This window comes from Rhizobium sp. SG_E_25_P2 (genome assembly GCF_029892285.1).
Classification (GTDB): domain Bacteria; phylum Pseudomonadota; class Alphaproteobacteria; order Rhizobiales; family Rhizobiaceae; genus Rhizobium_E.
In genome coordinates, this window is the sequence record NZ_JARXVM010000012.1 from 166,059 (window position 1) to 188,910 (window position 22,852).

Annotated in this window: 22 protein-coding genes, 1 tRNA gene and 1 pseudogene; 15 read left to right on the top strand and 9 right to left on the bottom strand. The window is 61.0% G+C overall.

Features of this window, described 5'->3' with window-relative positions:
* Nucleotides 1-7: 7 nt before the first annotated feature.
* The 4 genes from nagZ to M2360_RS17405 all read right to left on the bottom strand — a co-directional run bounded on the left by nagZ (nucleotide 8) and on the right by M2360_RS17405 (nucleotide 7,439).
* The gene (gene nagZ, locus M2360_RS17390) at nucleotides 8-1,024 is read right to left on the bottom strand and encodes a beta-N-acetylhexosaminidase (protein ID WP_280776530.1); all 1,017 of its coding nucleotides are present in this window, start codon (nucleotides 1,022-1,024) and stop codon (nucleotides 8-10) included.
* Between the two features lie 128 nt (nucleotides 1,025-1,152).
* A complete protein-coding gene (locus tag M2360_RS17395; RefSeq protein ID WP_280776531.1) occupies nucleotides 1,153-4,338 on the bottom strand; it encodes an SPOR domain-containing protein in 3,186 nt (1,061 codons plus the stop codon).
* 66 nt (nucleotides 4,339-4,404) lie between these two features.
* The gene (gene argS / locus M2360_RS17400) at nucleotides 4,405-6,159 is read right to left on the bottom strand and encodes an arginine--tRNA ligase (protein ID WP_280776532.1); all 1,755 of its coding nucleotides are present in this window, start codon (nucleotides 6,157-6,159) and stop codon (nucleotides 4,405-4,407) included.
* A 62-nt stretch (nucleotides 6,160-6,221) separates the two neighbouring features.
* Complete coding sequence (locus tag M2360_RS17405; RefSeq protein WP_280776533.1) at nucleotides 6,222-7,439, bottom strand: deoxyguanosinetriphosphate triphosphohydrolase; 1,218 nt, start codon at nucleotides 7,437-7,439, stop codon at nucleotides 6,222-6,224.
* A 146-nt stretch (nucleotides 7,440-7,585) separates the two neighbouring features.
* On the opposite strand from M2360_RS17405, the gene erpA reads away from it, so the two are divergent.
* Both erpA and xth read left to right on the top strand, forming a co-directional pair.
* A complete protein-coding gene (gene erpA / locus M2360_RS17410; protein ID WP_280776534.1) occupies nucleotides 7,586-7,915 on the top strand; it encodes an iron-sulfur cluster insertion protein ErpA in 330 nt (109 codons plus the stop codon).
* Nucleotides 7,916-8,006: 91 nt separating this feature from the next.
* Nucleotides 8,007-8,792: an exodeoxyribonuclease III gene (gene xth, locus M2360_RS17415; protein WP_280776535.1), complete on the top strand. Its 786-nt coding sequence runs from the start codon at nucleotides 8,007-8,009 to the stop codon at nucleotides 8,790-8,792.
* 5 nt (nucleotides 8,793-8,797) lie between these two features.
* On the opposite strand, the gene M2360_RS17420 is transcribed toward xth, so the two are convergent.
* From M2360_RS17420 to M2360_RS17430, 3 genes are all read right to left on the bottom strand, one after another.
* On the bottom strand, nucleotides 8,798-10,060 hold the full coding sequence (locus tag M2360_RS17420; RefSeq protein ID WP_280776536.1) for a hypothetical protein: 1,263 nt from the start codon (nucleotides 10,058-10,060) through the stop codon (nucleotides 8,798-8,800).
* Between the two features lie 86 nt (nucleotides 10,061-10,146).
* Nucleotides 10,147-11,220 carry a histidine kinase dimerization/phosphoacceptor domain -containing protein gene (locus M2360_RS17425; RefSeq protein ID WP_280776537.1) on the bottom strand — a complete coding sequence of 358 codons (1,074 nt, stop codon included), beginning with the start codon at nucleotides 11,218-11,220 and terminating at the stop codon, nucleotides 10,147-10,149.
* A 157-nt stretch (nucleotides 11,221-11,377) separates the two neighbouring features.
* Nucleotides 11,378-11,462, bottom strand: a tRNA-Leu gene (locus M2360_RS17430).
* Nucleotides 11,463-11,667: 205 nt separating this feature from the next.
* Between M2360_RS17430 and lipB the strand changes: the two genes are divergently transcribed.
* The 7 genes from lipB (at nucleotide 11,668) to M2360_RS17465 (ending at nucleotide 18,537) form a co-directional block, all read left to right on the top strand.
* Nucleotides 11,668-12,390: a lipoyl(octanoyl) transferase LipB gene (lipB, locus tag M2360_RS17435; RefSeq protein ID WP_280776538.1), complete on the top strand. Its 723-nt coding sequence runs from the start codon at nucleotides 11,668-11,670 to the stop codon at nucleotides 12,388-12,390.
* A gap of 167 nt (nucleotides 12,391-12,557) precedes the next feature.
* Nucleotides 12,558-13,235: a ribulose-phosphate 3-epimerase gene (gene rpe / locus M2360_RS17440; protein WP_280776539.1), complete on the top strand. Its 678-nt coding sequence runs from the start codon at nucleotides 12,558-12,560 to the stop codon at nucleotides 13,233-13,235.
* Nucleotides 13,232-13,972, top strand: coding sequence for a DUF2259 domain-containing protein (locus tag M2360_RS17445; RefSeq protein WP_280776540.1), 741 nt, complete (start codon nucleotides 13,232-13,234; stop codon nucleotides 13,970-13,972). The genes rpe and M2360_RS17445 overlap by 4 nt, the downstream gene beginning before the upstream one ends.
* The gene (locus M2360_RS17450; RefSeq protein ID WP_280776541.1) at nucleotides 13,969-14,487 is read left to right on the top strand and encodes a hypothetical protein; all 519 of its coding nucleotides are present in this window, start codon (nucleotides 13,969-13,971) and stop codon (nucleotides 14,485-14,487) included. Before M2360_RS17445 ends, M2360_RS17450 begins: the two co-directional genes overlap by 4 nt.
* Nucleotides 14,488-14,547: 60 nt before the next feature.
* Nucleotides 14,548-15,855, top strand: coding sequence for an adenylosuccinate lyase (purB, locus tag M2360_RS17455; RefSeq protein WP_280776542.1), 1,308 nt, complete (start codon nucleotides 14,548-14,550; stop codon nucleotides 15,853-15,855).
* 224 nt (nucleotides 15,856-16,079) lie between these two features.
* Entirely contained in the window at nucleotides 16,080-17,882 is a 1,803-nt protein-coding gene (locus tag M2360_RS17460; protein ID WP_280776543.1) for a hypothetical protein, read from the top strand.
* 94 nt (nucleotides 17,883-17,976) lie between these two features.
* Complete coding sequence (locus M2360_RS17465; RefSeq protein ID WP_280776544.1) at nucleotides 17,977-18,537, top strand: alpha/beta hydrolase; 561 nt, start codon at nucleotides 17,977-17,979, stop codon at nucleotides 18,535-18,537.
* 62 nt (nucleotides 18,538-18,599) lie between these two features.
* Here the strand turns inward: M2360_RS17465 and M2360_RS17470 are convergent, their stop codons facing one another.
* Nucleotides 18,600-18,914 carry a DUF1476 domain-containing protein gene (locus M2360_RS17470; RefSeq protein WP_280776545.1) on the bottom strand — a complete coding sequence of 105 codons (315 nt, stop codon included), beginning with the start codon at nucleotides 18,912-18,914 and terminating at the stop codon, nucleotides 18,600-18,602.
* A 173-nt stretch (nucleotides 18,915-19,087) separates the two neighbouring features.
* Complete coding sequence (locus tag M2360_RS17475) at nucleotides 19,088-19,396, bottom strand: ATPase inhibitor subunit zeta (protein WP_280776546.1); 309 nt, start codon at nucleotides 19,394-19,396, stop codon at nucleotides 19,088-19,090.
* 237 nt (nucleotides 19,397-19,633) lie between these two features.
* On the opposite strand from M2360_RS17475, the gene purC reads away from it, so the two are divergent.
* From purC to M2360_RS17505, 6 genes and pseudogenes are all read left to right on the top strand, one after another.
* Nucleotides 19,634-20,407, top strand: coding sequence for a phosphoribosylaminoimidazolesuccinocarboxamide synthase (gene purC, locus M2360_RS17480; RefSeq protein ID WP_280776547.1), 774 nt, complete (start codon nucleotides 19,634-19,636; stop codon nucleotides 20,405-20,407).
* A 41-nt stretch (nucleotides 20,408-20,448) separates the two neighbouring features.
* Nucleotides 20,449-20,691, top strand: coding sequence for a phosphoribosylformylglycinamidine synthase subunit PurS (gene purS, locus M2360_RS17485; protein ID WP_137158142.1), 243 nt, complete (start codon nucleotides 20,449-20,451; stop codon nucleotides 20,689-20,691).
* Nucleotides 20,692-20,852: 161 nt separating this feature from the next.
* Complete coding sequence (locus M2360_RS17490; RefSeq protein WP_280776548.1) at nucleotides 20,853-21,083, top strand: hypothetical protein; 231 nt, start codon at nucleotides 20,853-20,855, stop codon at nucleotides 21,081-21,083.
* A 51-nt stretch (nucleotides 21,084-21,134) separates the two neighbouring features.
* Nucleotides 21,135-21,641, top strand: a pseudogene (locus tag M2360_RS17495) (RNA 2'-phosphotransferase).
* Entirely contained in the window at nucleotides 21,638-22,309 is a 672-nt protein-coding gene (gene purQ / locus M2360_RS17500) for a phosphoribosylformylglycinamidine synthase subunit PurQ (RefSeq protein ID WP_280776549.1), read from the top strand. The pseudogene M2360_RS17495 and the gene purQ overlap by 4 nt, the downstream one beginning before the upstream one ends.
* Nucleotides 22,310-22,363: 54 nt before the next feature.
* On the top strand, nucleotides 22,364-22,753 hold the full coding sequence (locus tag M2360_RS17505; protein WP_280776550.1) for a hypothetical protein: 390 nt from the start codon (nucleotides 22,364-22,366) through the stop codon (nucleotides 22,751-22,753).
* Nucleotides 22,754-22,852: the final 99 nt, after the last annotated feature.

The window sequence follows — 22,852 nt, forward strand, 5'->3', positions numbered from 1 at the left end:
CCCCGCCTCAGGCCGAGGGAAGAAGGGCGGCGAATTCCGCGCGTAGATCCGGCTCATTGCTGCCATCTGGGGCCGTAAAGGCAGCTTCGGCTCTTTCGGCGCGCTCCCTGGACTTTCCGGCGAGCAGTTTCACTTCGGCCTGCACCTCCAGCATTTCCGACATCACGCCATTGCAGTGCAGAACGACATCGCAGCCGTTCGAGGCGATGGCGCGGGCGCGTTCGCCCAGCGTCCCCTTGAGCGCGTTCATGGAGCTGTCGTCTGAGATCAGCAGACCGTCGAAACCAAATTCGCCGCGGATGATCTCCTCGATCACCTTGCGCGATGTGGTGGCGGGGTTGTCAGGATCGATGGCGGTGAACACAACATGGGCAGACATGCCCATCACCTCATTCGTCATGGCCATGAAGGGCGGAAAATCATGGGCGCGCAAGTCGTCGAGCGGCGTGTCGACCACCGGCAGATCATGATGGGAATCGGCGAAGGCGCGACCATGGCCGGGCATATGCTTCATCACCGGCAGCATGCCGCCAGCTTTCAGACCTTCGGCGGCGGCGCGGCCCATCTGGGTGACGATATCGGGATTCTTGCCGTAAGCGCGGTTGCCGATCACGTCGTTTGCGCCTTCGACCGGCACATCCAGCACTGGCAGGCAGTCCACATTGATGCCGAGCCTGAGGAGATCGAAGGCGTGCAGCCGTGACATCAGCCAGGCGGCGCGAACGCCCTTTTCCGCATCTTGCCGCCAGATATCGCCGAGATCGCGGCCGGAAGGGTAACGCGGGCAGAGCGGCTCACGGATACGCTGAACGCGACCGCCCTCCTGGTCGATCAGCACTGGCGCGTTGCGGCCGACGCTGTCGCGCATATCCGCGACCAGCCGCTTGATCTGCTCGGCGTCGGCGGAGATGTTGCGGGCGAACAGGATGAAGCCCCAGGGATTGGCGTCGCGATAGAAGGCGCGCTCAGCTTCAGTGAGTGTGAGGCCGCTCGCCCCGAAGATAACGGCATTGACGTCGGTCATGAATGATCTCTCGTGTGGATTTTTCAGACGCCGTGATCGCAAACCGCTGCGCGGGCTTGCGCGACATGCTGGAAAACACGCGCGGCCGGAACGAGATGTCCCGGCCGCGCGCAGATTAAGCGGAAAACTTACTTGGAAACAAGGCAGGAACCGCCGGCGGCCTTGTAGCGGGCGCAGAGTTCCTGGGCGTCCTGCTTCGAGCCGGCGGGAATGCGAACGCGATAATAAGTGCCCTTGTTGGCGATCTGGGCGCGCTTGATGTCCACCCCACGCCCGCCGATCACGCCGGAGAATTTCGCCGACAGACGCTTGTATGAGGTTTCGGCGTCGGACTGGCTCGGCAGCGACGCGATCTGGATCACGTAGGACCCTGCGGGCGTCGGCGTCTGTGCGGCGGGCGCTTCGGTCTGCGGCTCGGCGCTCGCCGTCTGGGTTTCGGCGGGCTGGCCATCGGTGACGCGGCCCTGATCGGTCACGGCTCCAATGACATTGACGGGCTGTTCCACCGGACGATTGGTCGGGACCGGCATATTGAGCGGCGCGGACGCGGTTTCCTCGGCAGCCGCTGGCGGCGTTTCAGCCGTCGCCACGCCAGTTGCGGCGGCGGCGGGCACTTCGGCTTGCGCCACGGCGGCGATGGCAGACTGATCGGCGTCGACATTGGCCGCAGGCGCCTCCGCAGCTGTTTCGGCGGCGTCGGTTTGATTGTCCGCCACTGGCTGCGCCGCCTGCTCCTGGCCGACAGCCGGATCGGCGGACGCCTGTTCGATGGTGCGTGAAATGTCATCCGGCGGCAGGCGCTCGGGAACGTCGGTCGCCTGGGGCGCGACGGCGGGCGCATCGGGCGACGCGGCGGCAGTCTGCTCCACGATCTCCTCACGCGGCACCAGCGAGCCGTCCGGACGGACGATCATCGTGCGCACTTTGCGCGGGGCGACGCCGGTCGCCACCTTTTCCGAAGTGGAAACATTCTCCGTCGCGCCTTCCGGCAGCAGTCGGGCGTCGGACGTGTCTTGCGTCGGCGTGCCCATGGCGTCCTGCTCGTCGTCCATCGGCAGATTTTCCGGCAACAACGTCTTCTGGACGACATCGACGGGCTCTTCGTTCGAAGTCACGAGGCGCGGCTGCTTGGCTGCATCCGTGCTGACGCCCGAGACCCGATCATAGACCGCCTTGTCCTGATTCGGCACTTTCTGGCCGCCAGGGTTCACGGGCGCAACCTTCATTGGGTCCTTGTCGGCGAGAATGACCTTCGGTTCGCCAGAAGAAGCCACCAGCCCATCTGCGCCGCCCATGAAGGCGTAGACGCCCGCGCCGCCCAGCATGACAACGCCGACGACCGAGGCGGCGAGCACAAGAACGCGCTTTGAGCGGCCGCGATCTTCCCGCGTCTCTTCGAGATCCACAGGCGACAGCGCGACGCGATCGAGATTTACGGTGGCGCGATTCTCCGACAGCGACCGGCGGAAATCTTCCTCCAGCGCCTTCTCGAATTCGTCGAAATCACCGGTCGCCTTGTCGGCAGCGGCAGCCGGAGCGGCAAGACCGCTATCGGCTCGCGAAGCCGTGCGATTAGGCAACGTCGCTGCGGCTGGTTCCGGACGCGCAGCGAAGAACTCCGCCATGTCGGCGTCGATATCGAGATCGTAGTCGGCGGGATCCGTCGAACCAGGCTCCTGATCGACCACCGGAAGTTCCGGCACATCGATCTCGGCCAGAGCTTCCAGAACATCCTCCTCGACCGAGATCTGCGAGGGGTCGAAAGGCAGAGAGGCGTAATCAGCGCTCCCCGCCTTGACCGGAGAAGCGTCAACCACCACGGAGGCGTGGCGAACGGGCGCCGCGATATTCTCCACGGCGGGATAGGAATCGTCGATCGGCTTGGGGGAGATGGCGGCGGCGGCGGGTTTGGCGGCCGGCGCATCGTCCATCACGTCGAGCAAGTCGAGTTCGATTTCACGAAGATCCAGTTCGAAAGCGTTCTCGTCGAAGAGTTCGGCGTCGGAGAAGAACGGAAAGTCGTCCTCGTCACCCGATTCGACGAACGCGTCGCGGCTACGGCCGACAGACGCCTCCAAGGTCGGAGCAGCGACGGGGGCGGCTGGAACCGGCTCAGGCGCGCGCTGCGAGGACGTTTCCGCCGCCCGGGGATCGACATGTTCGGCGGCAACGCCGAACGCGGTCGAGCGCGACCATCCAGTGCGGGTGACGACAGGGTAGCGTTCGACGTCGGAGAGGAGGCGATCAAGCGCCATGGCGTCGGCCGTGGAAGGCTGGACATTCGCAACGGGCTCGACCACAGCGACCGGCTCTGCCTGCAGCGGCTGACGCCAGAAGGCGTCGTCATCCAAAGACGACGGTTCGATCGAAGGTTTGGGCCAGCTCGCCAGATCTGGTTCCGCCTGGGCTATCGCGGCAGGCTCCGCGTCATCCAGATCGGCGAAATCGACCGCATCGGCCATTGAACGATGCAGTTCATCCTCAAGCGCCGCAACGAGCGTATCGGCAGGGAAATCCGCCGCATCGTCCCATTCGTCCTCGACGAGATCTTGCGCTTCCTCGTAATGCGGCTCTGCCTCTGGCTCGGCGTCAATATCGAGATCACCCTCGACATCGACGAAATCGCTCTCGTCCAGACGCCAGACGTCGGCATCGAGAGCCGCATCGACCGGAAGATCGACGGGCTCGGGCTGCGGCGCAACTTCGTAAACGGGGAGTTCCGGTTCGCGACGAACCAGGACTGGCTCAACGAAGGGCGCTGAGGGCGCGGCGATCGCGCCATCCCTTCGGGCGTCGAACGCTGCGAATTCCTGCATGATCTCTTCCTCGAGATCAAACAGCGACCGACCGACAGGGTCGATTCGCGGCTGCGTCTGGGCTTGGAAAACCGGTTCGGCGGGTGATGCGACAAAGGCCTGAGCGGACGCGGAGCGCGCAACGGACGGCGCTGGCTCCACCGGCGCATAGGCGACCGGCTCTTCCTCGACAAACGGGTCGAACGCCTGAACCAAAGGCGCCTCAGCCACCGGAGTCGCGGCGAAACGGACGTCGCCATCGACAGCCGGGGCAATCGCTGGTGGGCGGGAAATGGAGGCAGCGGACGCGTCTTCACCGATCTCGTATTGTTCGAGCTCCTTGAGGAGTTCGTCTTCGAGATTGAATTCCGGCTCGCGTCGAGGCGTCGAAATCCGCGCGCGACTCGGGGTAACGGGAAGGTCGAAATTGACGATCCGGGCAAGCTCGGACAACGGATCGTCTTCCGAAAGGAAGCCGCCGTCGGCGTTTTTCTTCAGCACCCGCTGGTTATCTGCCATTTCACCACTCGATCACGCATCTCACACAGGACATGCCAGAGCATTGTGGGCAAATGGTGACTTCCGTTACATCTCATCCGGCGCGGATGTGCCGACAATGGACAATCCGGATTTCAGAACAGCAGCAACGGCGCGCACCAACCCAAGCCTGGCCTGCGTCAATTCTCTATCGTTAGCCTTAACAAACCGTAACTCCGGATTGTCACGACCTTTGTTGTAATGCGCGCTGAAGACACCCGCCAGATCATAGAGGTAGTAAGGCAGGCGGTGCGGCTCCATCGCGGAGGCGGCTGATTCGATCAATCTCGGATATTCTGCCAGTTTGGCGACAAGCTGCAACTCGTTCGGATCTGTGATCAGCTTTTTCGCCGCTTCCGAGAGCGTTTCGGCGCTGATATCGAGATCCGGAAAGGCTTCGAGCGCCTGGCGCAACACCGAAGCGCAACGCGCATGCGCATATTGCACATAAAAGACCGGATTGTTGCTGGACTGCTCCGTCACCTTGGCGAAATCGAAATCCAGCTGTTCGGTGCTCTTGCGATAGATCATCATGAAGCGGACGGCATCGGAGCCGACCTCGTCCACGACATCGCGCAGCGTCACGAAATTGCCGGAACGTTTGGACATCTTGAACGGCTCGCCGTCCTTGTAGAGGTTGATCAGCTGATAGAGCAGCACGGTCAACTTCGCCTTGCCCTCGGACACGGCGCGCGCCACCGCTTCGAGACGCTTGACGTAGCCGCCATGGTCCGCGCCAAGCACATAGACCATTTCGCTGAAGCCGCGATCGTATTTGTTTTTGAAATAGGCCACGTCGGCTGCGAAATAGGTGTAGGAGCCATCGGACTTCATCAGCGCCCGGTCCATGTCGTCGCCGACATCGGTGGAGCGGAACAGCACCTGCTCGCGATCCTCCCAATCCTCGGGCGTCTGCCCCTTCGGCGGCGGCAGCGATCCGCGATAGACATGGCCCTTATAGGTCAGGTCGTTGATCGCGCTCTGGATCAGCGCGCCGCCATCGGCATGCAGCGAGCGCTCCGAGAAGAACACGTCGTGATGCACCTTGAGCATGGCGAGATCGTCGCGGATCATCGCCATCATCGCGTCGATGGCGCGATCCCGGATGATCGGCATCCATTCGGCCTCGGTCATGCCGCGCAGCTTGGAGCCGAACTCATCCTTGAGCGCATGGCCGACCGGCACGAGGTAGTCGCCGGGATATAGCCCTTCGGGGATCTCGCCGATCTTCTCGCCGAGCGCCTCGCGATAGCGCAGGAACACCGAGCGCGCCAGCGTGTCGATCTGCGAGCCTGCGTCGTTGATGTAATATTCCTTGGTGACGTCATAACCCGCCGCGATCAGCACATTGGCGAGCGAATCGCCAACCACGGCGTTGCGGCAATGGCCGACATGCATCGGTCCGGTCGGATTGGCGGAGACATATTCGACATTGACCTTGCGTCCGCCGCCGATGGTGGAGCGGCCATAGGCTTCGCCCGCCACGATCACGCCGGCGAGAAAGCGGCTCCAATAAGCGCCTGAGAGGCGGATATTGATGAAGCCGGGGCCGGCGACCGACACTTCGGCCACATCAGCGTCTTCCTTGAGATGCTTAATGATCTCCTCGGCCAGCGCGCGCGGCGCCATGCCCATCGGCTTGGACAGCACCATGGCGGCGTTGGTGGCGAGATCGCCATGTGAGGCGTCGCGCGGCGGTTCGACGACGACGCGGCTCAAATCAGCGCCGCGCTTGTCCTCCGGAATGACCTTGTCGGTCAGGATGGATTTGATCCGGGTTTCGAATTCCGCAAACAGGTTCATCGCATATCCTTTCGGCGGCGGTCGCCGTTGCAGCCGCCGTCTCAGCCATTTCGCGGGCTGCCCTATCGCAAATCGGGTGTCCGGTCAAACAAACGCCTGTGGGCGGCAATGGCGTAATTGTCGGTCATGCCGGCCAGATAATCGCCGACATGACGCGCCTTGACATGTTCCGGCATGGTCTCGATCTGGTCGTACCAATAATGGCTTTGCATTTCCTTGGGCGCCGCCATGAAAGCGGAATAGAGATCGGTGACGATCTCGGCTGCGCCGGCGCGAATGCGCATGATCTCAGGATGCCGGTAGATATGCGTGAACAGCAGCTTCTTGATCTGCCTGTCGGTGACCGCCATCTCATCGGAAAAGCTGGCAAAGGTCAGGCCCGCACTGCGAATATCGTCGGCCGACTGCGGCTTGATCTCCTTGAGGCGCTGCTGCGTCACGCTGATGACGTCCTCGACCATATGGGTGATCTGGCGTCGCATGATCTCATGGGTGAGCCGGCTGTCCTCCAGCCCGGGATAGCGGTCGCGCACCTCGCGCATCAGACCGGCCAGGAACGGCACCTCATCGAGCATGTCGAAGGTCAGGTAGCCTGAACGCAGGCCGTCATCAATATCATGGGTGTTGTACGCAATGTCGTCGGCGATCGCCGCGACCTGCGCTTCCAGACTGGCGTGGTTGAAGAGCTCGAGGTCATGCAGCGCGCAATAATCGAGGATCGGCTGCGGCACGGCTCCGCGCGTCCCCTCTCCCTTGCCGTCGACAAGCGGCCCGTTATGCTTGACCAGTCCTTCGAGGCTTTCCCAGGTCAGGTTCAGCCCGTCGAATTCCGCGTAACGGCGTTCCAGCTTGGTGACGATGCGCAGCGACTGGGCGTTGTGGTCAAAGCCGCCATAGGGTTCGAGCGCCGCATGCAGGGCATCCTCGCCCGTGTGACCGAAGGGCGTGTGGCCGAAATCGTGCACGAGCGCGACGCCCTCGGCGAGATCTTCGTCAAGTCGCAGCGCGCGCGCCAGAGCCCGGGCGATCTGCGCCACCTCGATCGTATGGGTCAGGCGGGTGCGATAGTGATCGCCGTCATGGGCGATGAACACCTGCGTCTTGTGCTTCAAACGCCTGAAGGCAGTGGTGTGGACGATGCGGTCGCGGTCACGCTGGAAATCGGATCGCGTCGGGCTGCCGCCTTCCTCAAACAATCGTCCGCGCGTCTTCCAGGCGTCCGCGGCATAGGGCGCGTGCGCGCCGACGCCGAAACCGAGAGCCTGCCTGTCTATCGTCATGAACTCCATTCCCATTGACGCCTGTCCGCCTCCTACTTACCTAGTGCTTCCAGTCAATAGAAGCAGGACATTGCCCGAAGCTTCTCTTTTGACGTATCATCAACTGACCCAACGGACCTTGACCCCGATTGGAGAGGAAGACCAGCATGAGCAACATGATTTCACTCACCGACGCGGCAGCGCGCCGCATTGCCGCCATCGTCGCCAAGGACCCCGCCAAGACCGCGTTGCGCGTTTCGGTCGAAGGCGGCGGCTGTTCGGGCTTTTCCTACAAATTCGACCTGGTCGCTGATCAGGGAGACGACGATCTCGTCATCGAGAAGAACAACGCCAAAGTGCTGATCGATTCGATGTCAGTCATTTATATGGACGGTTCGGAAATCGACTTTGTCGATAATCTGATGGGCCAGAGTTTTCAGATCAAGAATCCGAACGCGGTGGCAAGCTGCGGATGCGGAACGAGTTTCGCCATCTGAGGCTGTTGGGCGATTGATTCAGGATCTGGCGACACATGCCGGAAAAGGTTAGACAAACCCTCCGAGAGATCGAGCGCCGAGGAAGACCCGCATGAAAATCGCCACCTGGAACATCAACGGCGTTCGCGCGCGCATCGACAATCTCCTGGCCTGGCTCAAGGAGTCTGCGCCCGATATCGTCTGCCTGCAGGAAATCAAGTGCCAGGACGACGCCTTCCCGCGCGGCGAGATCGAAGCGCTCGGCTATCATGTCGAGACCCATGGCCAGAAAGGCTTCAACGGCGTGGCGCTTCTCTCCAAGTTGCGGCCCGAAGACGTGCTGCGCGGCCTGCCGGGCGATGAGACCGACGAGCAATCGCGGTACATAGAAGGCGTTTTCTCGGTCGAAGGCGGGGTCGTGCGAGTGGGCTGCCTCTATCTGCCAAACGGCAATCCCTCCGCGGACCCGGTCAAATATCCCTATAAGCTCGGCTGGATGCAGCGGCTGGAAGCCCATGCGCAGGCGCGGCTGGCGCTTGAAGAGCCGTTCATCCTGGCTGGCGACTACAATGTCATACCCGAACCGCATGACTGCTGGGACCCGAAGGTCTGGGAGAATGACGCCCTGTTCCTGCCGGCGACCCGGCAGGCGTTCCGTAGGCTGGAAAATCTCGGCCTGACGGACGCTGTGCGGGCGACCTCCGACGTAGCGCCGCTCTACACTTTCTGGGATTACCAGGCCGGCAGTTGGCAGAAGAATTGGGGCATCCGCATCGACCATCTGCTGCTATCGCCGGAAGCCGCCGATCGACTGCAGTCGACCAGCGTCGAAAAATATGTGCGCGACTGGGACAAGCCGTCCGACCATGTGCCGGTGGCGGGCGTCTTCTCCTTCTGAACGGATCATCCGAACAGGCGGTCGCTGGCGAAAATCAGCGCATGGCCATGAATGCCGAGCGCGGCGTAATAGCCGAAGCCAACCAGCATGCGCTCGGCGGGAGCCATCTCGTCGAGCTCATGGCGCGATTTCACATTCGATTTGCCCTGGGTCAGAAAGCTCAGGGCCAGCATCACCGCCAGCCCGCCATACAGCGCCTGCAGCGGAATGCCGATGCGCCAGCCGATCCACACCACCGCTGCGGTGACCAGAAACGTCGCGCCCATCAGCCCATCCCGGGTCGGAAACACCTGCCGGATCACCTGCCCGCCATCAAAGCGCGACATCGGCAAGAGGTTGAGCATATTGAAGGCGCCCAGGACGAGCATGAACAGCAAGATGAAATCGGCGGCGACGGGATCCGACCCTGAAATCGCGCCATGGGCCGCAACGCCGATCGGAACCAGAAACGCCGAGAAACCCGCGCCCATCAAGGCGCAAACCGCCACTTCCATTTTGGAGTTGTAAGGCCTGCCGCCCACTGCCACCCCTCCTAAAAGCGGGATGAAAATCATCCGCACCCGCTGATGCCCGAAGGCGCGATAGGCGGCCATGTGACCGAATTCGTGCAGGACGATGGTCACGGTCAGGATGGTCGACAGGATGAGGCCATGCCCCTTCAATCCAAAGAATGGCCAGAGCAGAAGCGTCGACAAAATGGCTAGCGCAACTTGCGTCAAGGGGCGCTCCATCACGCCGGATTGTCCGGCCTCCCCTGTTCTCAGCCATGTTTCGATTTCGCGCATCTCCCGGCGAAGCATGATGACGCGATAGAGAAAAAACGCCAGGCCGCGATAGCGATCGACCACTTCGACCGTGAGTTCCGCCTTGTCCGTGGCGCCGCGCACGCTGCGCTTCTCCGAATAATGCGACCAGAACACGGGATCCAGGGCAGAATCCTCGATCACGCGCGACGCGAAGGCGAGTTTCTCGCCGGGGTGAACACTCTCGATAGCGAGCTTTCGCCGGATCGGCTCGCCTCGGCGATCGTGATGACTCATGGTCTGGAGCACGCATCCGTCCCCTTCGCCGGCGCGACTGTCGAGGATTTTCGGAGACCAGGTCGCGTGCTCGCCGAGTGGATGCACCATTGCCCAGACCTGCTCCGGCGCGGCGTTGAATGTCCGGCGCATGACGATGCTTCGGCGGCCGAGCGGCGCGGCCATCAGCAGCCACAGAATTCCGACATTCAGAGCAAGCAACAGGATCGAGGATGGCGAAAGGGGCATGGGCGCTCCACATCAAGACGTTCGCCCACAAGTAGACGCCCGAATGTTGAAACGGCGCTTTCTCTTCCGTTAAATTTTGAGCTGTCTCACTCGAAAGAGTGATTTTCGCTGCAAGGCTTGAACATGACCGAAACCACGGCGCCGTTTCTGTTGAAAAAACGGGCTTCGCCGCGCAGTCCTTCCGCAAAGGACTGAATCAGACGAAAACCAAGCTGGCGGCTCGTCGAAGGATCGAAATTGTCGGGATAACCGCCGCCATTGTCCTGCACCTCAAGGACAGCGGCGCCATCCTCCTGCCGCTTGAAATGGAGAGAAAGGCTCAGCCTGCTGGCGGCGCTGTCGGCATGTTTCAACGAATTCATCAGCGCTTCCAGCACAATCATCGACAGATTGGTCAACTGCTGGACACTCAGCTCGATGGGATCGCAATCCACCGCGAGATCGTAATCGCTCACGCCGCCCGTGGTCAGAAGATCCTCGCACAATTCCCGAAAATAGCGATCGAGCCGCACAGCGTCGGTCGATGGATCATAAAGCCTCCGGTGGACGCGCGACATCTGATCGATTCTGAGCCGAGCGTCCTGCAGCACATCGACTGCCTCGGGAATGTGTTTCAGTTTACGCTGGGTGATCGACAGCAACGACGCCACCATGGCCAGATTGTTGGCCGTGCGGTGCTGAAGCTCCTGGAACAATGAGCGCTGATGTCGGGCCAGACCGAGCCGTTCTTCGGCAAGGGCGCGGCTGCGCTCCTTTTCGACCTCTAGCGCCGCGATGGTCTTGTTCAACCAGGCGATGATGGCGATATCGATCGTCGCGACCAGAGCGAAATACGCCAAGGCGAGGATTACGGGCCCATTGACGCCAAACTCATTCTCGGGCGCAATAAAAAAGCGCCAGGCGGCGAGCAGCGAGAGCACGGCGCATAAGACACCCGCCCGCGCCCCGCCGAAAACACTCGACAGGATCACCGCTGGGAAAAATGTAAGGAATGGAAACCCGGCGGGCAAATAGTGATCTGATGCATGTCGCAGGAGAAATGCGAGGCCAAATGCCGTGACGGCAAGAGCATAGCCAAATCCGGGAATGCGCTGCACGTCCTTCGTCAGACGGTGCAATCCGATCAGACGACGTTCATACCAGGCTCCGTCTGTCCACATGTCGCTTTGCCCTTGGAATGCGGTGCAACCACAAATCCTTCAAAGCTATCCCTTAGCAAATTCTCAGCTAAATCAACACGTAGATTTTGATGAGGCTTTGATGATCATCAGGCTCAAAATGCAAAAAAGCCCGCCTCGAAAGGCAGGCTTTTTTGATTGGTGCGGTCGAGAAGACTCGAACTTCCACGGGTTGCCCCACAGCGACCTCAACGCTGCGCGTCTACCAATTCCGCCACGACCGCATCGTGGTAGAGCGCCGACTTCCGCCGGCGAGGGAGCATCTAGCAAATGGATTCCGGCCGCACAAGAGCGGTGTGAAAGTTTTTTGACGATATTTTTCGACGCCGCCGCAAACTGGTGCAACTCTCGGGCTTGCGCTGGGCGACTTGCCTTTGTGGATAATTTTCCCCACATAGGCGGAATATAGCATTCGAGGATTATTTCGCCATGCAGCGCGCCGAGCTTTCCCAGTCCATGTGGCCCGTAGAGGCTGGAAACCCAGTGCGTTGGCGCATTTCCGAGGGGCTCGTGAGCTATCCCGACGCATTGGCGGAAATGGAATCGCAGGTCGCGAGAATCGCCGCCGGCGAAGCGGACGAACTGATTTGGCTGCTCGAACATCCGCCGCTCTACACCGCCGGCACCAGCGCCGACGCCAAGGATCTGCTGGCGCCGGATCGCTTTCCGGTCTTCGCGACCGGGCGTGGCGGCGAATACACCTATCATGGCCCCGGCCAGCGGGTCGTCTATGTCATGCTGGATCTGAAACGCCGCCGGCAGGATGTGCGCGCCTTCGTCGCCGCGCTGGAAGAGGTGGTGATCGGAACCCTCGCGGACATGAATATTCGCGGCGAACGGCGCGAGGATCGCGTCGGCGTCTGGGTGCAGCGCCCAGAGCGCCCTCGCCTGCCGGACGGCTCGATGACTGAAGACAAGATCGCCGCAATCGGCATCCGTTTGAGAAAGTGGGTCAGCTTTCACGGCGTCTCGCTGAATGTCGATCCCGAGCTCGATCATTTCGGCGGCATCGTGCCCTGCGGCATCTCTCATTACGGCGTGACCAGTCTCGTCGATCTCGGCCAATTGGTGATGATGAGCGACGTCGACACGATCCTGAAGGCCAATGTCGAGCGGGTGTTCGGCGCCGTCGAAATCGAACACCGAGGCTGAGGCCGCATTGCAGCGATTCAAGGGCGGTGATATGGCCTCGGCGAAGGACGGCGACGATGGTCTCCTTGCCGGCGTCGTCTCCGCTTAGGATTTTGACGCAAATCAGGCCGCAAGACCGTTTCGCACCTTTGCTTGAAATACTCTAGACTGTCATGGGAGACGCGCAGATGCACAGACCGATCCGGATCGCCCCTTCAATTCTCGCCGCCAATTTTGCGCGGCTGGGACAGGATGTGACCGATGCGGTGACGGCCGGCGCGGACTGGATCCATCTCGACATCATGGACGGCCATTTCGTCCCCAACATCTCTTTTGGGCCAGACGTCGTGAAGGCGCTCAGGCCGCTGACCGACGCCGTGTTCGACTGCCATCTGATGATCGCGCCGGCCGATCCCTATCTCGAAGCATTCGCCAAAGCCGGCGCCGACATCATCACCGTACATGCCGAAGCCGGCCCGCATCTGCATCGCTCGCTACAGGCGATCCGGGCGCTGGGCAAGAAAGCCGGCGTGTCGATCAACCCGGCCACGCCGGAAAGCGTGCTCGACTATGTGATCGACCAGGTCGATCTCATTCTGGTGATGAGCGTCAATCCCGGCTTCGGCGGACAGAAATACATTCCCGCAGTGACCGAGAAGATCGCCCGCATCCACAAGTTGATCGGCGACCGGCCGATCGAGCTCGAAGTCGATGGCGGCATCACCGCCGAAACCGCCGGCATTCCGGCAGCGGCGGGCGTCAATGTGCTCGTTGCGGGCTCCGCCGTCTACAAGGGCGACGACGTCGAGGCCTATCGCGCCAATATCGCCGCTATCCGCGCTGCCGCCGAAAAGGCGCGCGGATGAGCCGCCGTCTCCGAGCTTTCCTCCTGTCTCTCGCTTGCGGCGCGGGCCTATTTATGGGTCAGGCCGCGCAGGCGGGCGATGCGGCGGAAATGCGGGTGATCGGATTTTCCGCCGATGCCCGGATGTTCGCCTTCGAGGAATTCGGGGTGCAGGATGGCTCGGGGTTTCCCTATTCCAACATCTTTGTCGTCGATCTGGCGCTGGATAAATTCGCCCCCGGCGCGCCGGTGCGGGTCACCATCGAGCGCGAGGCGCCGATCAAGGATGCGAGGCTGAGGGCGTGGGAGAAGGCGCGCAGCCTGATTGCCCGTTACGGTGTTGATTCCGACCCTGGCGCGTTCGCCGCCTATCGGGCGGCGGCCGATCTTGGAGCATCCGGAGACGCCGTCCGGTTCAACCGCTATCCGCAAGCCCCCAATGTGGCGCGGCCCTACGCCATCGCCATCCAGAGCAAGCCGTTTCCGGCCACCAAGGACTGCCTGAACGCCAGCAACGGCTTCAACGGCTTCATGCTGAAGTTGGTCGAGGCGAATGGCGCGCCGGTCGACCGATTGCTCTATGAGGACGCCGCCGTGCCGCCCAGCCGCAAATGCCCGACAGGCTATCGCGTCGGCGCTGTCGTCACTGGCGGCGCGAATGCTGTTGCCGCTGTCGCCATGATCCAGGCCTCCAGCCAGGGATTTGAGGGCGACGACATCAGATGGATCGCCGTTCCAATCCATCTGGACGCGCCATGACGATAGCGCGCGGGCGACTGAGCGCCGCGCTGGCGCGGATCGCGGACGCGGCGCCCGCGCCGCTTACCGTTCTTCTGGGCTCGACCCTTTTCGGCGCGCTGATAGCGCTGGTCGCCGCGATCGATCTCAATGACCGAAATCAATTCCTGATGCCGCAATGGCCTGCGGTTCTGGTGATGTTCTTTCTCGGCGGCGCGCTCGGTTTCGCGCCGGCGCTCTGGCTGTCGCGGCTGCTGTTCGGCGCCCGTCAGGCGATCGCGCGGAGCATGGGCGCGACTGTGATCATCGCGCTCGCCACGCATCTGGCGCTCGCCGCGCTGTTTGCGCTTGAATACAGGTTCTTTTACGCGCATTGGCATGCGCCCGCCTTCACGCTGATCTGGGGTTTCCAGTTCGCCTTCACCACGCTGAGCGCCGCCTATCAGTTCACCGTGATCTCCTTTTCCATCTATGGACTGCCCGGAGCGACGATTTTCCTGGGTTTCGGCCTGTGGTTTGGCCGCTCATCGCATTGATGCGGGCGGCCGCATTTGTTAGACGGGCCGCAACCCCAAGCGCCGCAAGGAAAACCGCCGATGATCCCGCGTTACTCCCGCCCCGAAATGGTCGCCATCTGGTCGCCGGAAACCAAGTTCCGCATCTGGTTCGAGATCGAGGCGCATGCCTGCACGGCATTGGCCAATATCGGCGTGATCCCGCAGGATGCCGCAAAGACGATCTGGGAAAAAGGCTCGGCGGCGGAATTCGACGTCGCGCGTATCGACGAGATCGAGGCCGTCACCAAGCATGACGTCATCGCCTTCCTGACCCATCTCGCCGAATTCATCGGTCCCGACAGCCGTTTCGTCCATCAGGGCATGACCTCGTCAGACGTGCTCGACACGACGCTGAACATTCAGCTCGTGCGCGCCGCCGATCTGTTGCTCGCCGACATGGACCGCCTGCTCACGGCGCTCAAGACCCGCGCCTTCGAACACAAGGACTCGGTCCGCATAGGCCGCAGCCACGGCATCCACGCCGAGCCGACCACGATGGGCCTGACCTTCGCCCGCTTCTATGCTGAAATGCACCGCAATCGCGCCCGTCTCGTCGCCGCCCGCACGGAGATCGCGACCGGCGCGATCTCCGGCGCCGTCGGCACATTCGCCAATATCGATCCGTCGGTGGAGGAATATGTCTGCGAACAGCTCGGTCTCGCCGCCGAGCCGGTGTCGACCCAGGTCATCCCGCGCGACCGTCACGCGATGTTCTTCGCTACGCTCGGCGTCATCGCCTCCTCGATCGAAAACGTCGCGATCGAAATCCGCCACATGCAGCGCACCGAAGTGCTGGAAGCGGAAGAATTCTTCTCGCCGGGCCAGAAGGGCTCGTCGGCCATGCCGCACAAGCGCAATCCTGTGCTCACGGAAAACCTCACCGGCCTTGCCCGCCTTGTGCGCATGTCGGTCGTGCCGGCGCTCGAAAACGTGGCGCTCTGGCATGAGCGCGACATCAGCCATTCGAGCGTTGAGCGCGCCATTGGCCCAGATACGACGATCACCCTCGATTTCGCGCTCAACCGTCTGGCCGGCGTCGTCGAGAAACTGGTGATCTATCCGGACAACATGCTCCGCAACATGAACAAGTTCCGCGGTCTGGTGATGAGCCAGCGCGTGCTGCTGGCGCTGACGCAGGCCGGCGTGTCGCGCGAGGATTCCTATCGCCTCGTGCAGCGCAACGCGATGAAGGTGTGGGAGAAAGGCGCCGATTTCCTTGAGGAACTGCTCGGCGACGCAGAAGTGCGCGCCGCTCTCACCGAGGAAGAAATCCGCGAGAAATTCGATCTCGGTTACCACACCAAGCATGTGGATACGATTTTCCGCAGGGTGTTCGGCGAAGCCTGATTTCCGTACTGGCAATGACACAAGCGGCGCGAATCCACACGGTTCGCGCCGCTTTTTTCGGCTTTTGCTGATTTTTGCCCATATGGACCGGATTTCATAGCTTTGACCTGCTTGGATTTCGCCCGCGCGATAGAATAAATTCCCGCTGCGATCCGTCTCGATAGGGCGAAAGCGCGATCCCGGCGCGCGAAAATTGGACCCCGGGAGACAATCAAGAGGTCATCATGCCACGCATTTTTCGCAGCGTCCTTCCGGCGACGCTGATTTCCCTGGGACTCGCCATGAGCCCCATGACATCTGTCGCCGCTTACGCCGCGACCTCTGCGGCCTATCAGTCCAAAAAGCTGAGCGCCGGCCAATTGCTGGATAAACAGGCCCAGGCGATCCTGGTGACCATCAGGGCGATCAAGGCGCTTCCGAAAAACAAGCGCGGCCAGTCTGCGCCGCTGCTGAAAGCGCTGGCCGAGGCCGCCAAGCAATTGAAAGCGGTCGACAAGGCGGCGCGCGGCAAAAGAACTGCTGATCTGGCGAAAAGTCTGCCAAAATACGCTTCCGCCGTTGCTCAGGTTGAACTGAGCTACAGCCTCGCCAAGATCAAGGACAAGCAAGTCAAGATCGGCGTCCAAACACTTGGCAAGGCCTGGGAAGACTATCTGAAGCGGGTTAAGGGCGGCACGGCCGCAAATGCCAAGGACGCCGCCGTCAAGAATGGCCGCCGCCTTGCCGCAATCCAGAAGCGTATTGCCGAAATGTCTGCGCAAAAGGCGCTCAACGCTCGCCAAAAGCAAGAAATCGCTCGCCTGCAGCGCCTGCTCGACCGCGCCTGGCAGGCCAACAGGCTTCCAAGCCAGCAATGGCAAACAGTCTATCTGATCGCCGCCTTCGACGGATACTACTCTGGCTATTACTATTGGTACGCAGCCTATGAGCCGCAATATTATGCGGTCTATCGCGACCAGTGGGAATACATTTCCACAACCACAACATATTTCTACGAGGAAACGAGCACCTACTACGAATCCTACTCCTGGGAAATCTATGAGGAGACGGTCCAGGTGTCGGAAAGCTATGACTTTTCCTATTCCGCTGAGGAATATCAGAGCTTCTATTCAGAATATCAGAGCGTCGAGGAAAGCTTCGAGCAGACTATCGAAGAGGAATATTCGTCCACCGAGGAAGTCCAGGAAATCGAAGCCGCAGAAAGCTACGATTCCGAGGAAGTCGTGGAGGATGTCGCTGATATTGCCGACCCCCAGGTCGACGAAGCTTCAACGCTGGAAGAAGAGCCGGCTACCGCCGCAGACGACGAACAGGCTTTGCCCGTTGAGGACGCCGCAGACGAAGCCATGATGGATAACGCTGCAGACGAACAACCAGCTGATGCAGATGATGCGCCGCAGGACGCCTCGGACGACGCAACGGTTGCCCCAGAAGACAATGGCGGTGAAATGAACGCGGACGATCAGTCTGGCGATCAAGCGCCCGAGGCCAACGACCAGCCCAACACTCCAGACGAACAAGTCGCTCCGGTGGATGAAGCGCCTGAGGAAGCGGCGCCCGCCGAGGATAATTCCGACCAAGCCGCGCCGATGGACGAAGCGCCCGAGGAAGCGGCGCCCGCAGAGGACAATTCCGAGCAGGCAGCGCCGATGGACGAAGCGCCTGAGGAAGCGGCTCCTGCCGAGGACAATTCCGAACAGGCCGCACCGATGGACGAAGCGCCCGAGGAAGCGGCTCCTGCCGAGGATAATTCCGACCAAGCCGCGCCGATGGACGAAGCGCCTGAGGAAGCGGCGCCCGCAGAGGACAATTCCGAGCAGGCCGCTCCAATGGAAGAGGCGCCGGAGGAAGCGGCGCCCGCAGAGGAAAACTACGAGGAGGCGGCCCCGGCGGAGGAAGCAGCGCCCGCTGAGGAAGACCAGAGCCAGATGGACGCTCCGGCGGATGACGGCGGCGAATCCATGGCCGATGATTCGGGTGGCCAGGAAGAAGCCGCGCCCGAAGACGGCGGCGACGTCGAACAATAAGCGGAGCGCGCGAAGAAACGACGCGCGCAAAACCGACGAAGTGACCTATCGCGCGGCGCTTGACACAGGCGCCGCGCGACCGCATTTGAGAGGCATGAAAGCTTCAGAAACAGACATTCTCCTCATTCCCGGCCATGGCGCTCCGCATCAGGACCACTGGCAGAACCGCTGGTCGGGCAAGCTCGCCACCGCGCGACGCGTCGAGCAATCCTCCTTCATGGAGCCGGATCGCGACGCCTGGGTCGACGCTATACGCAAGGCGATCGCTGACGCCGAGCGGCCGGTCGTGCTCGTCGCGCATAGCCTGGGAATTGGGGCGGCTCTCCACGCCCTTGACGGAAACGCTGACAAAATCGTTGGCGGTTTTTTCGTGTCGCCGCCGGACTTGACCCTAAAAGGCCCACACAAGAAGATCTTCGAGACTTTCGGACCCTATCCGAATGCGCCGCTGCCCTTCCCGTCAATCACCGTGGCGAGCCAGAACGATATCCACGGCTCCTATGAACACGCGGGCGATGTGTCCAATGCATGGGGTTCGTTTCTGGTCGATGCGGGCAATTCCGGTCATATCGATATCGATTCGGGGCATGGCCCCTGGCCGGAGGGCACGATGGTGTTCGCGCAGTTTCTGTCTCGACTAAAACCCAGAAACTGACCGGTTGATATAACAAAAAAGCCGCCCCGAAGAGCGGCTTTGAACACTGGGAGCGGCTGATATCAGCCCTTCTCGATCTGGTCGGCGGCGACAGCGAGAAGTTCCGCCATTTTGGCGCGAATGTCTTCGGCGGACTTGGAAACGCCGCCTGCGGTCAGGTCGCCCAAAACCTTGCGCACGACATCCTCGTCGCCTGCTTCTTCGAAATCGGCGGCGACGACTTCCTTGGCATAGACGTCGGCGTCGGCCTTGCCGAGCAGTTCGGCGGCCCAGAGGCCAAGCAACTTGTTGCGCCGCGCGATGATCTTGAATTTCTTCTCTTCATCATGGGCGTATTTGTTTTCGAAGGCCTTTTCGCGATCGTTGATAGCCGACATTGGGGTCTCCCGAATTGTTGCAATGTTCGCGTCGCTTATAGTCGTTCAATTCGGAAATCGAAAGTGCGATTTCGTCTCACATGCCGGCGCGTGCTCCGCGACGCGACACAGCAAAACCGCCCCGACGGAAGAACCCGGCGGAGCGGCTGTAGAGTGGCGTGCAGTCGGAAGGATCAGGCGGCGATAGCCTGCTGCTCGGCAAAGAGAAGCTCGACCATCTTGACGCGAACTTCGAAATGGGCGCAGGGAATTCCAGCGCGGTTGAGATCGAGGCGCACTTTGGCGGCCATGACATCGTCATCGGGCGTGCCAAGGTAGAGGTCGGCGAGCTGCGAGGCGTAGGCGGCGCTGTCGACGCCGATCTGTTCGGCGGTCCAATCGGCGAGGCGGCGCGTGCGGCGCATGATGGCGTGGAAACGCACATCCTCGTCATGAGCGAACTTGTTTTCGAGCGTGGTTTCGATCTTCTTGATATTCTTCATGTTCTCGTCCCCGTTTGCCTGTGATCTTGACGATCATCGTTTCGACAAGGTCAGTTCTACAACCTGCGACTGAAAACTTCGCAAAATGGTTCGTTACAATTCTCTCTAACCTCTGTTATCTGGACATCAGCCGATGCGTGATTGTGAATTCCGATCTTTTCGGCTAATGAGCGTTTAACGCATCGACGGGGCGGCGCAGTCCGCGTGAGTCTCCGCCAAACGAAAAGAGAAGACTAAATGAACAACCGTCGCCGCCGGATTTACGAAGGCAAGGGCAAAATCCTTTACGAAGGTCCGGAGCCGGGCACGCTCGTGCAATTCTTCAAGGACGACGCGACCGCGTTCAACAAGAAAAAGCATGAGATCATCGACGGCAAGGGTGTGATCAACAATCGCATCTCTGAGTTCATCTTCACCCATCTGAACCGGATCGGCATTCCCACCCATTTCATCCGCCGTCTCAACATGCGCGAACAACTGATCCGCGAAGTCGAGATGATTCCGCTTGAAGTGGTGGTGCGCAATGTCGCCGCCGGCGAACTCGCCTCTCGCCTGGGCATCGAGGAAGGCCTGGTTCTGCCGCGCTCGATCATCGAGTTCTACTACAAGTCGGACGCGCTCGACGACCCGATGGTGTCGGAAGAGCATATCACCGCCTTCGGCTGGGCGAGCCCCCAGGAACTCGACGACGTGATGGCGCTAGCCATCCGTATCAACGACTTCCTGACCGGCCTCTTCCTCGGCGTCGGCATCCAGCTCGTTGACTTCAAGATCGAATGCGGCCGCCTCTATGAAGGCGACATGATGCGCATCATTCTCGCCGACGAGATCTCGCCGGATTCCTGCCGCCTCTGGGACATCGAAACCCGCGAGCGTCTCGACAAGGATCGTTTCCGCAAGGATCTCGGCGGGCTGCTCGACGCCTATCAGGAAGTCGCGCGCCGTCTGGGCATCATCAATGAGAACGAGCCGATCCGCAGCGCGGGCCCGGTGCTCGTCAAGTCGGACTGAAGGGTCCGCACCAAGCTTCTATCGGACATGCAGAGGGATATATGATCAAGGCGCGTGTAGTTGTTACGCTGAAGAATGGGGTTCTCGACCCGCAGGGCAAAGCCATCGAGGGCGCGCTGTCGGCGCTCGATTTCTCGGATGTCGGCAGCGTCCGCCAGGGCAAGGTGTTCGACATCGAGATCGCCCATGACGACAAGGCCAAGGCGGAAGCCGATCTCAAGGCGATGTGCGAAAAGCTGCTCGCCAACACCGTGATCGAAAACTACAGCGTCAGCCTGGGCTGATCTGAAGTTCGTCGTTGAACTTGAGGCCGCTGCGGGATTTCTCGCGGCGGTATTTTTATTTTGGCCATTCTCACGCCTAGAATATACTATGAAGACGATATACAATTCCAAAGCTCGTTATAGTTGAGGGACTGGCAATGGCTGATGTGACGCAGGAATTGATGTTCGAAATCCTGAAAAACCTTCAGCAGCGCTTCGACAAAGTCGATCATGCGGTTTCCGAGTTGCGGCAGGACATGCTGTCCATTCGTGGCCATCTTCACAATGTACAGGGTGATCTGAACGGAATTAGAAACGTCTGCGCCCGTATTGATGATCGGACCGATCGGATCGAAAAACGGCTCGACCTGCGCGAATTCGCAGAAACGGCGCAAAAGCCGCTTACGCCATGAAACTGAGTGATGCCCACTGACGCCCAGATTTCCAAATTCATGAGCTAAGTCTTGCGCCATGCGCCGCACGAGCTCGATCTTGAAGTCGACCCGCAAGGCTGGACCGACTATGCGCAGTTCAGCGACAGGCTGCGCGCGCAGCTCGGCGTGTCCGACTGCGACATCCGGCGCGTCATCGCCGAGAACGCCAAGAAGCGATTCACACTTGAAGATGGGCGTATACGCGCCGCCCATGGGCACAGCATCGACGTCGATCTGCCGCTGGAAGCGGTCACCCCTCCGAGGATACTTTATCATTGAACGACGGCGGCGGCCTGGCAGGAGATCGAGACATCTGGTCTCAACCCCATGCAGCGCAGCCATGTCCATCTGTCGCCCGGTCTCGAAACGGCCAGGCAGGTCGCAATGCGGCGGCGAGGTTCGCATATGCTGTTGACGGTGGATGCGCTGGCAATGGCGGAAGCAGGTTATGCTTTCCTTCGCGCCGACAATGGCGTATGGCTCACCGCGAACGTCCCGCCGGACTTCTTGTCCCCCGTTACGGAGATTGCCCGATGAAATCCGCCGTCGTCCAGCTTCCTGGCCTCAACCGCGACCGCGACATGATCGCCGCCCTGACCAAGATTTCGGGACAGGCGCCCGTGACCATCTGGCAGACCGAGACCGAGATCCCCGACGTCGACCTGATCGTCATTCCCGGCGGCTTTTCCTATGGCGACTATCTGCGCTGCGGCGCCATCGCCGCGCGCATGCCGGTGATGCAGGCGATCCGCGACAAGGCGGAACAGGGCGTGAAGGTGATGGGCGTCTGCAACGGCTTCCAGATTCTGCTCGAGGCCGGCATGCTGCCGGGCGCCTTGATGCGCAACGCCTCGCTGAAATTCGTTTGCCGCGAAGTGAAGCTCGAAGTGGTCAACGCTGAAACCGACTTCACCCGCGCCTATGAAAAGGGTCAGATCATCCGCTCGCCGGTCGCCCATCACGATGGCAACTATTTCGCCGACGCCGAAACGCTGGCGCGGATCGAGGGCGAGGGACAGGTGCTGTTCCGCTATACGCCTGAAACCAATCCGAACGGATCGATGAACCATATCGCCGGCGTGATGAACGCAAAGGGCAATGTGCTGGGCATGATGCCGCATCCGGAAAACCTGATCGAGGCCGCCCATGGCGGTTCCGACGGCAAGGGCATTTTCGCCTCCGCGCTCGACGTTATCGCAGCCTGAGTCGATTTCCGACGACTGATCGTTTTTCGCCATCATCCGACGGAGATATTCGGCATGCGCCTGTTGTTTCGCTCTATGCTGATCGCAGCTTCAGCGCTCGCCGCATCCTGCTCGACGGCGCCGCCCCCCGCCCCGCAGGCGTCGATGCGCGCTCTGCCGGTGATGGAGCGGGTGGCGCTCGGCGCCAATGCGTGCTGGTTCAAATCACGCGACCCCGCCTTCAGGAAGTATCGACTCGCCCCGGAGCTCAATTCGTTCAGCGGCACGCCCCGCATCCTGTTGGTGCCGGCGCATTCGCCGGAATCGCGTCCGCTGCTCGTGGTTCAGGCGAGCGGGGAAAGGGCGAAATTGAGCGCTTTCGGTCCTTTGATGCAGGACGCCTCGGTGTCGGGCCGCATCAATGCCGACGTGCTGCGCTGGGCCCGCGGCGGCAAAGGCTGCTGATCACTTAGAGTATCCGTTTTGATCAAGCCATCTTGGAGACCCATTTCTGTTTTTTTCGCAGCAGTGCGTTTGCGAGCACGATGAGCTTTCGCATGATGG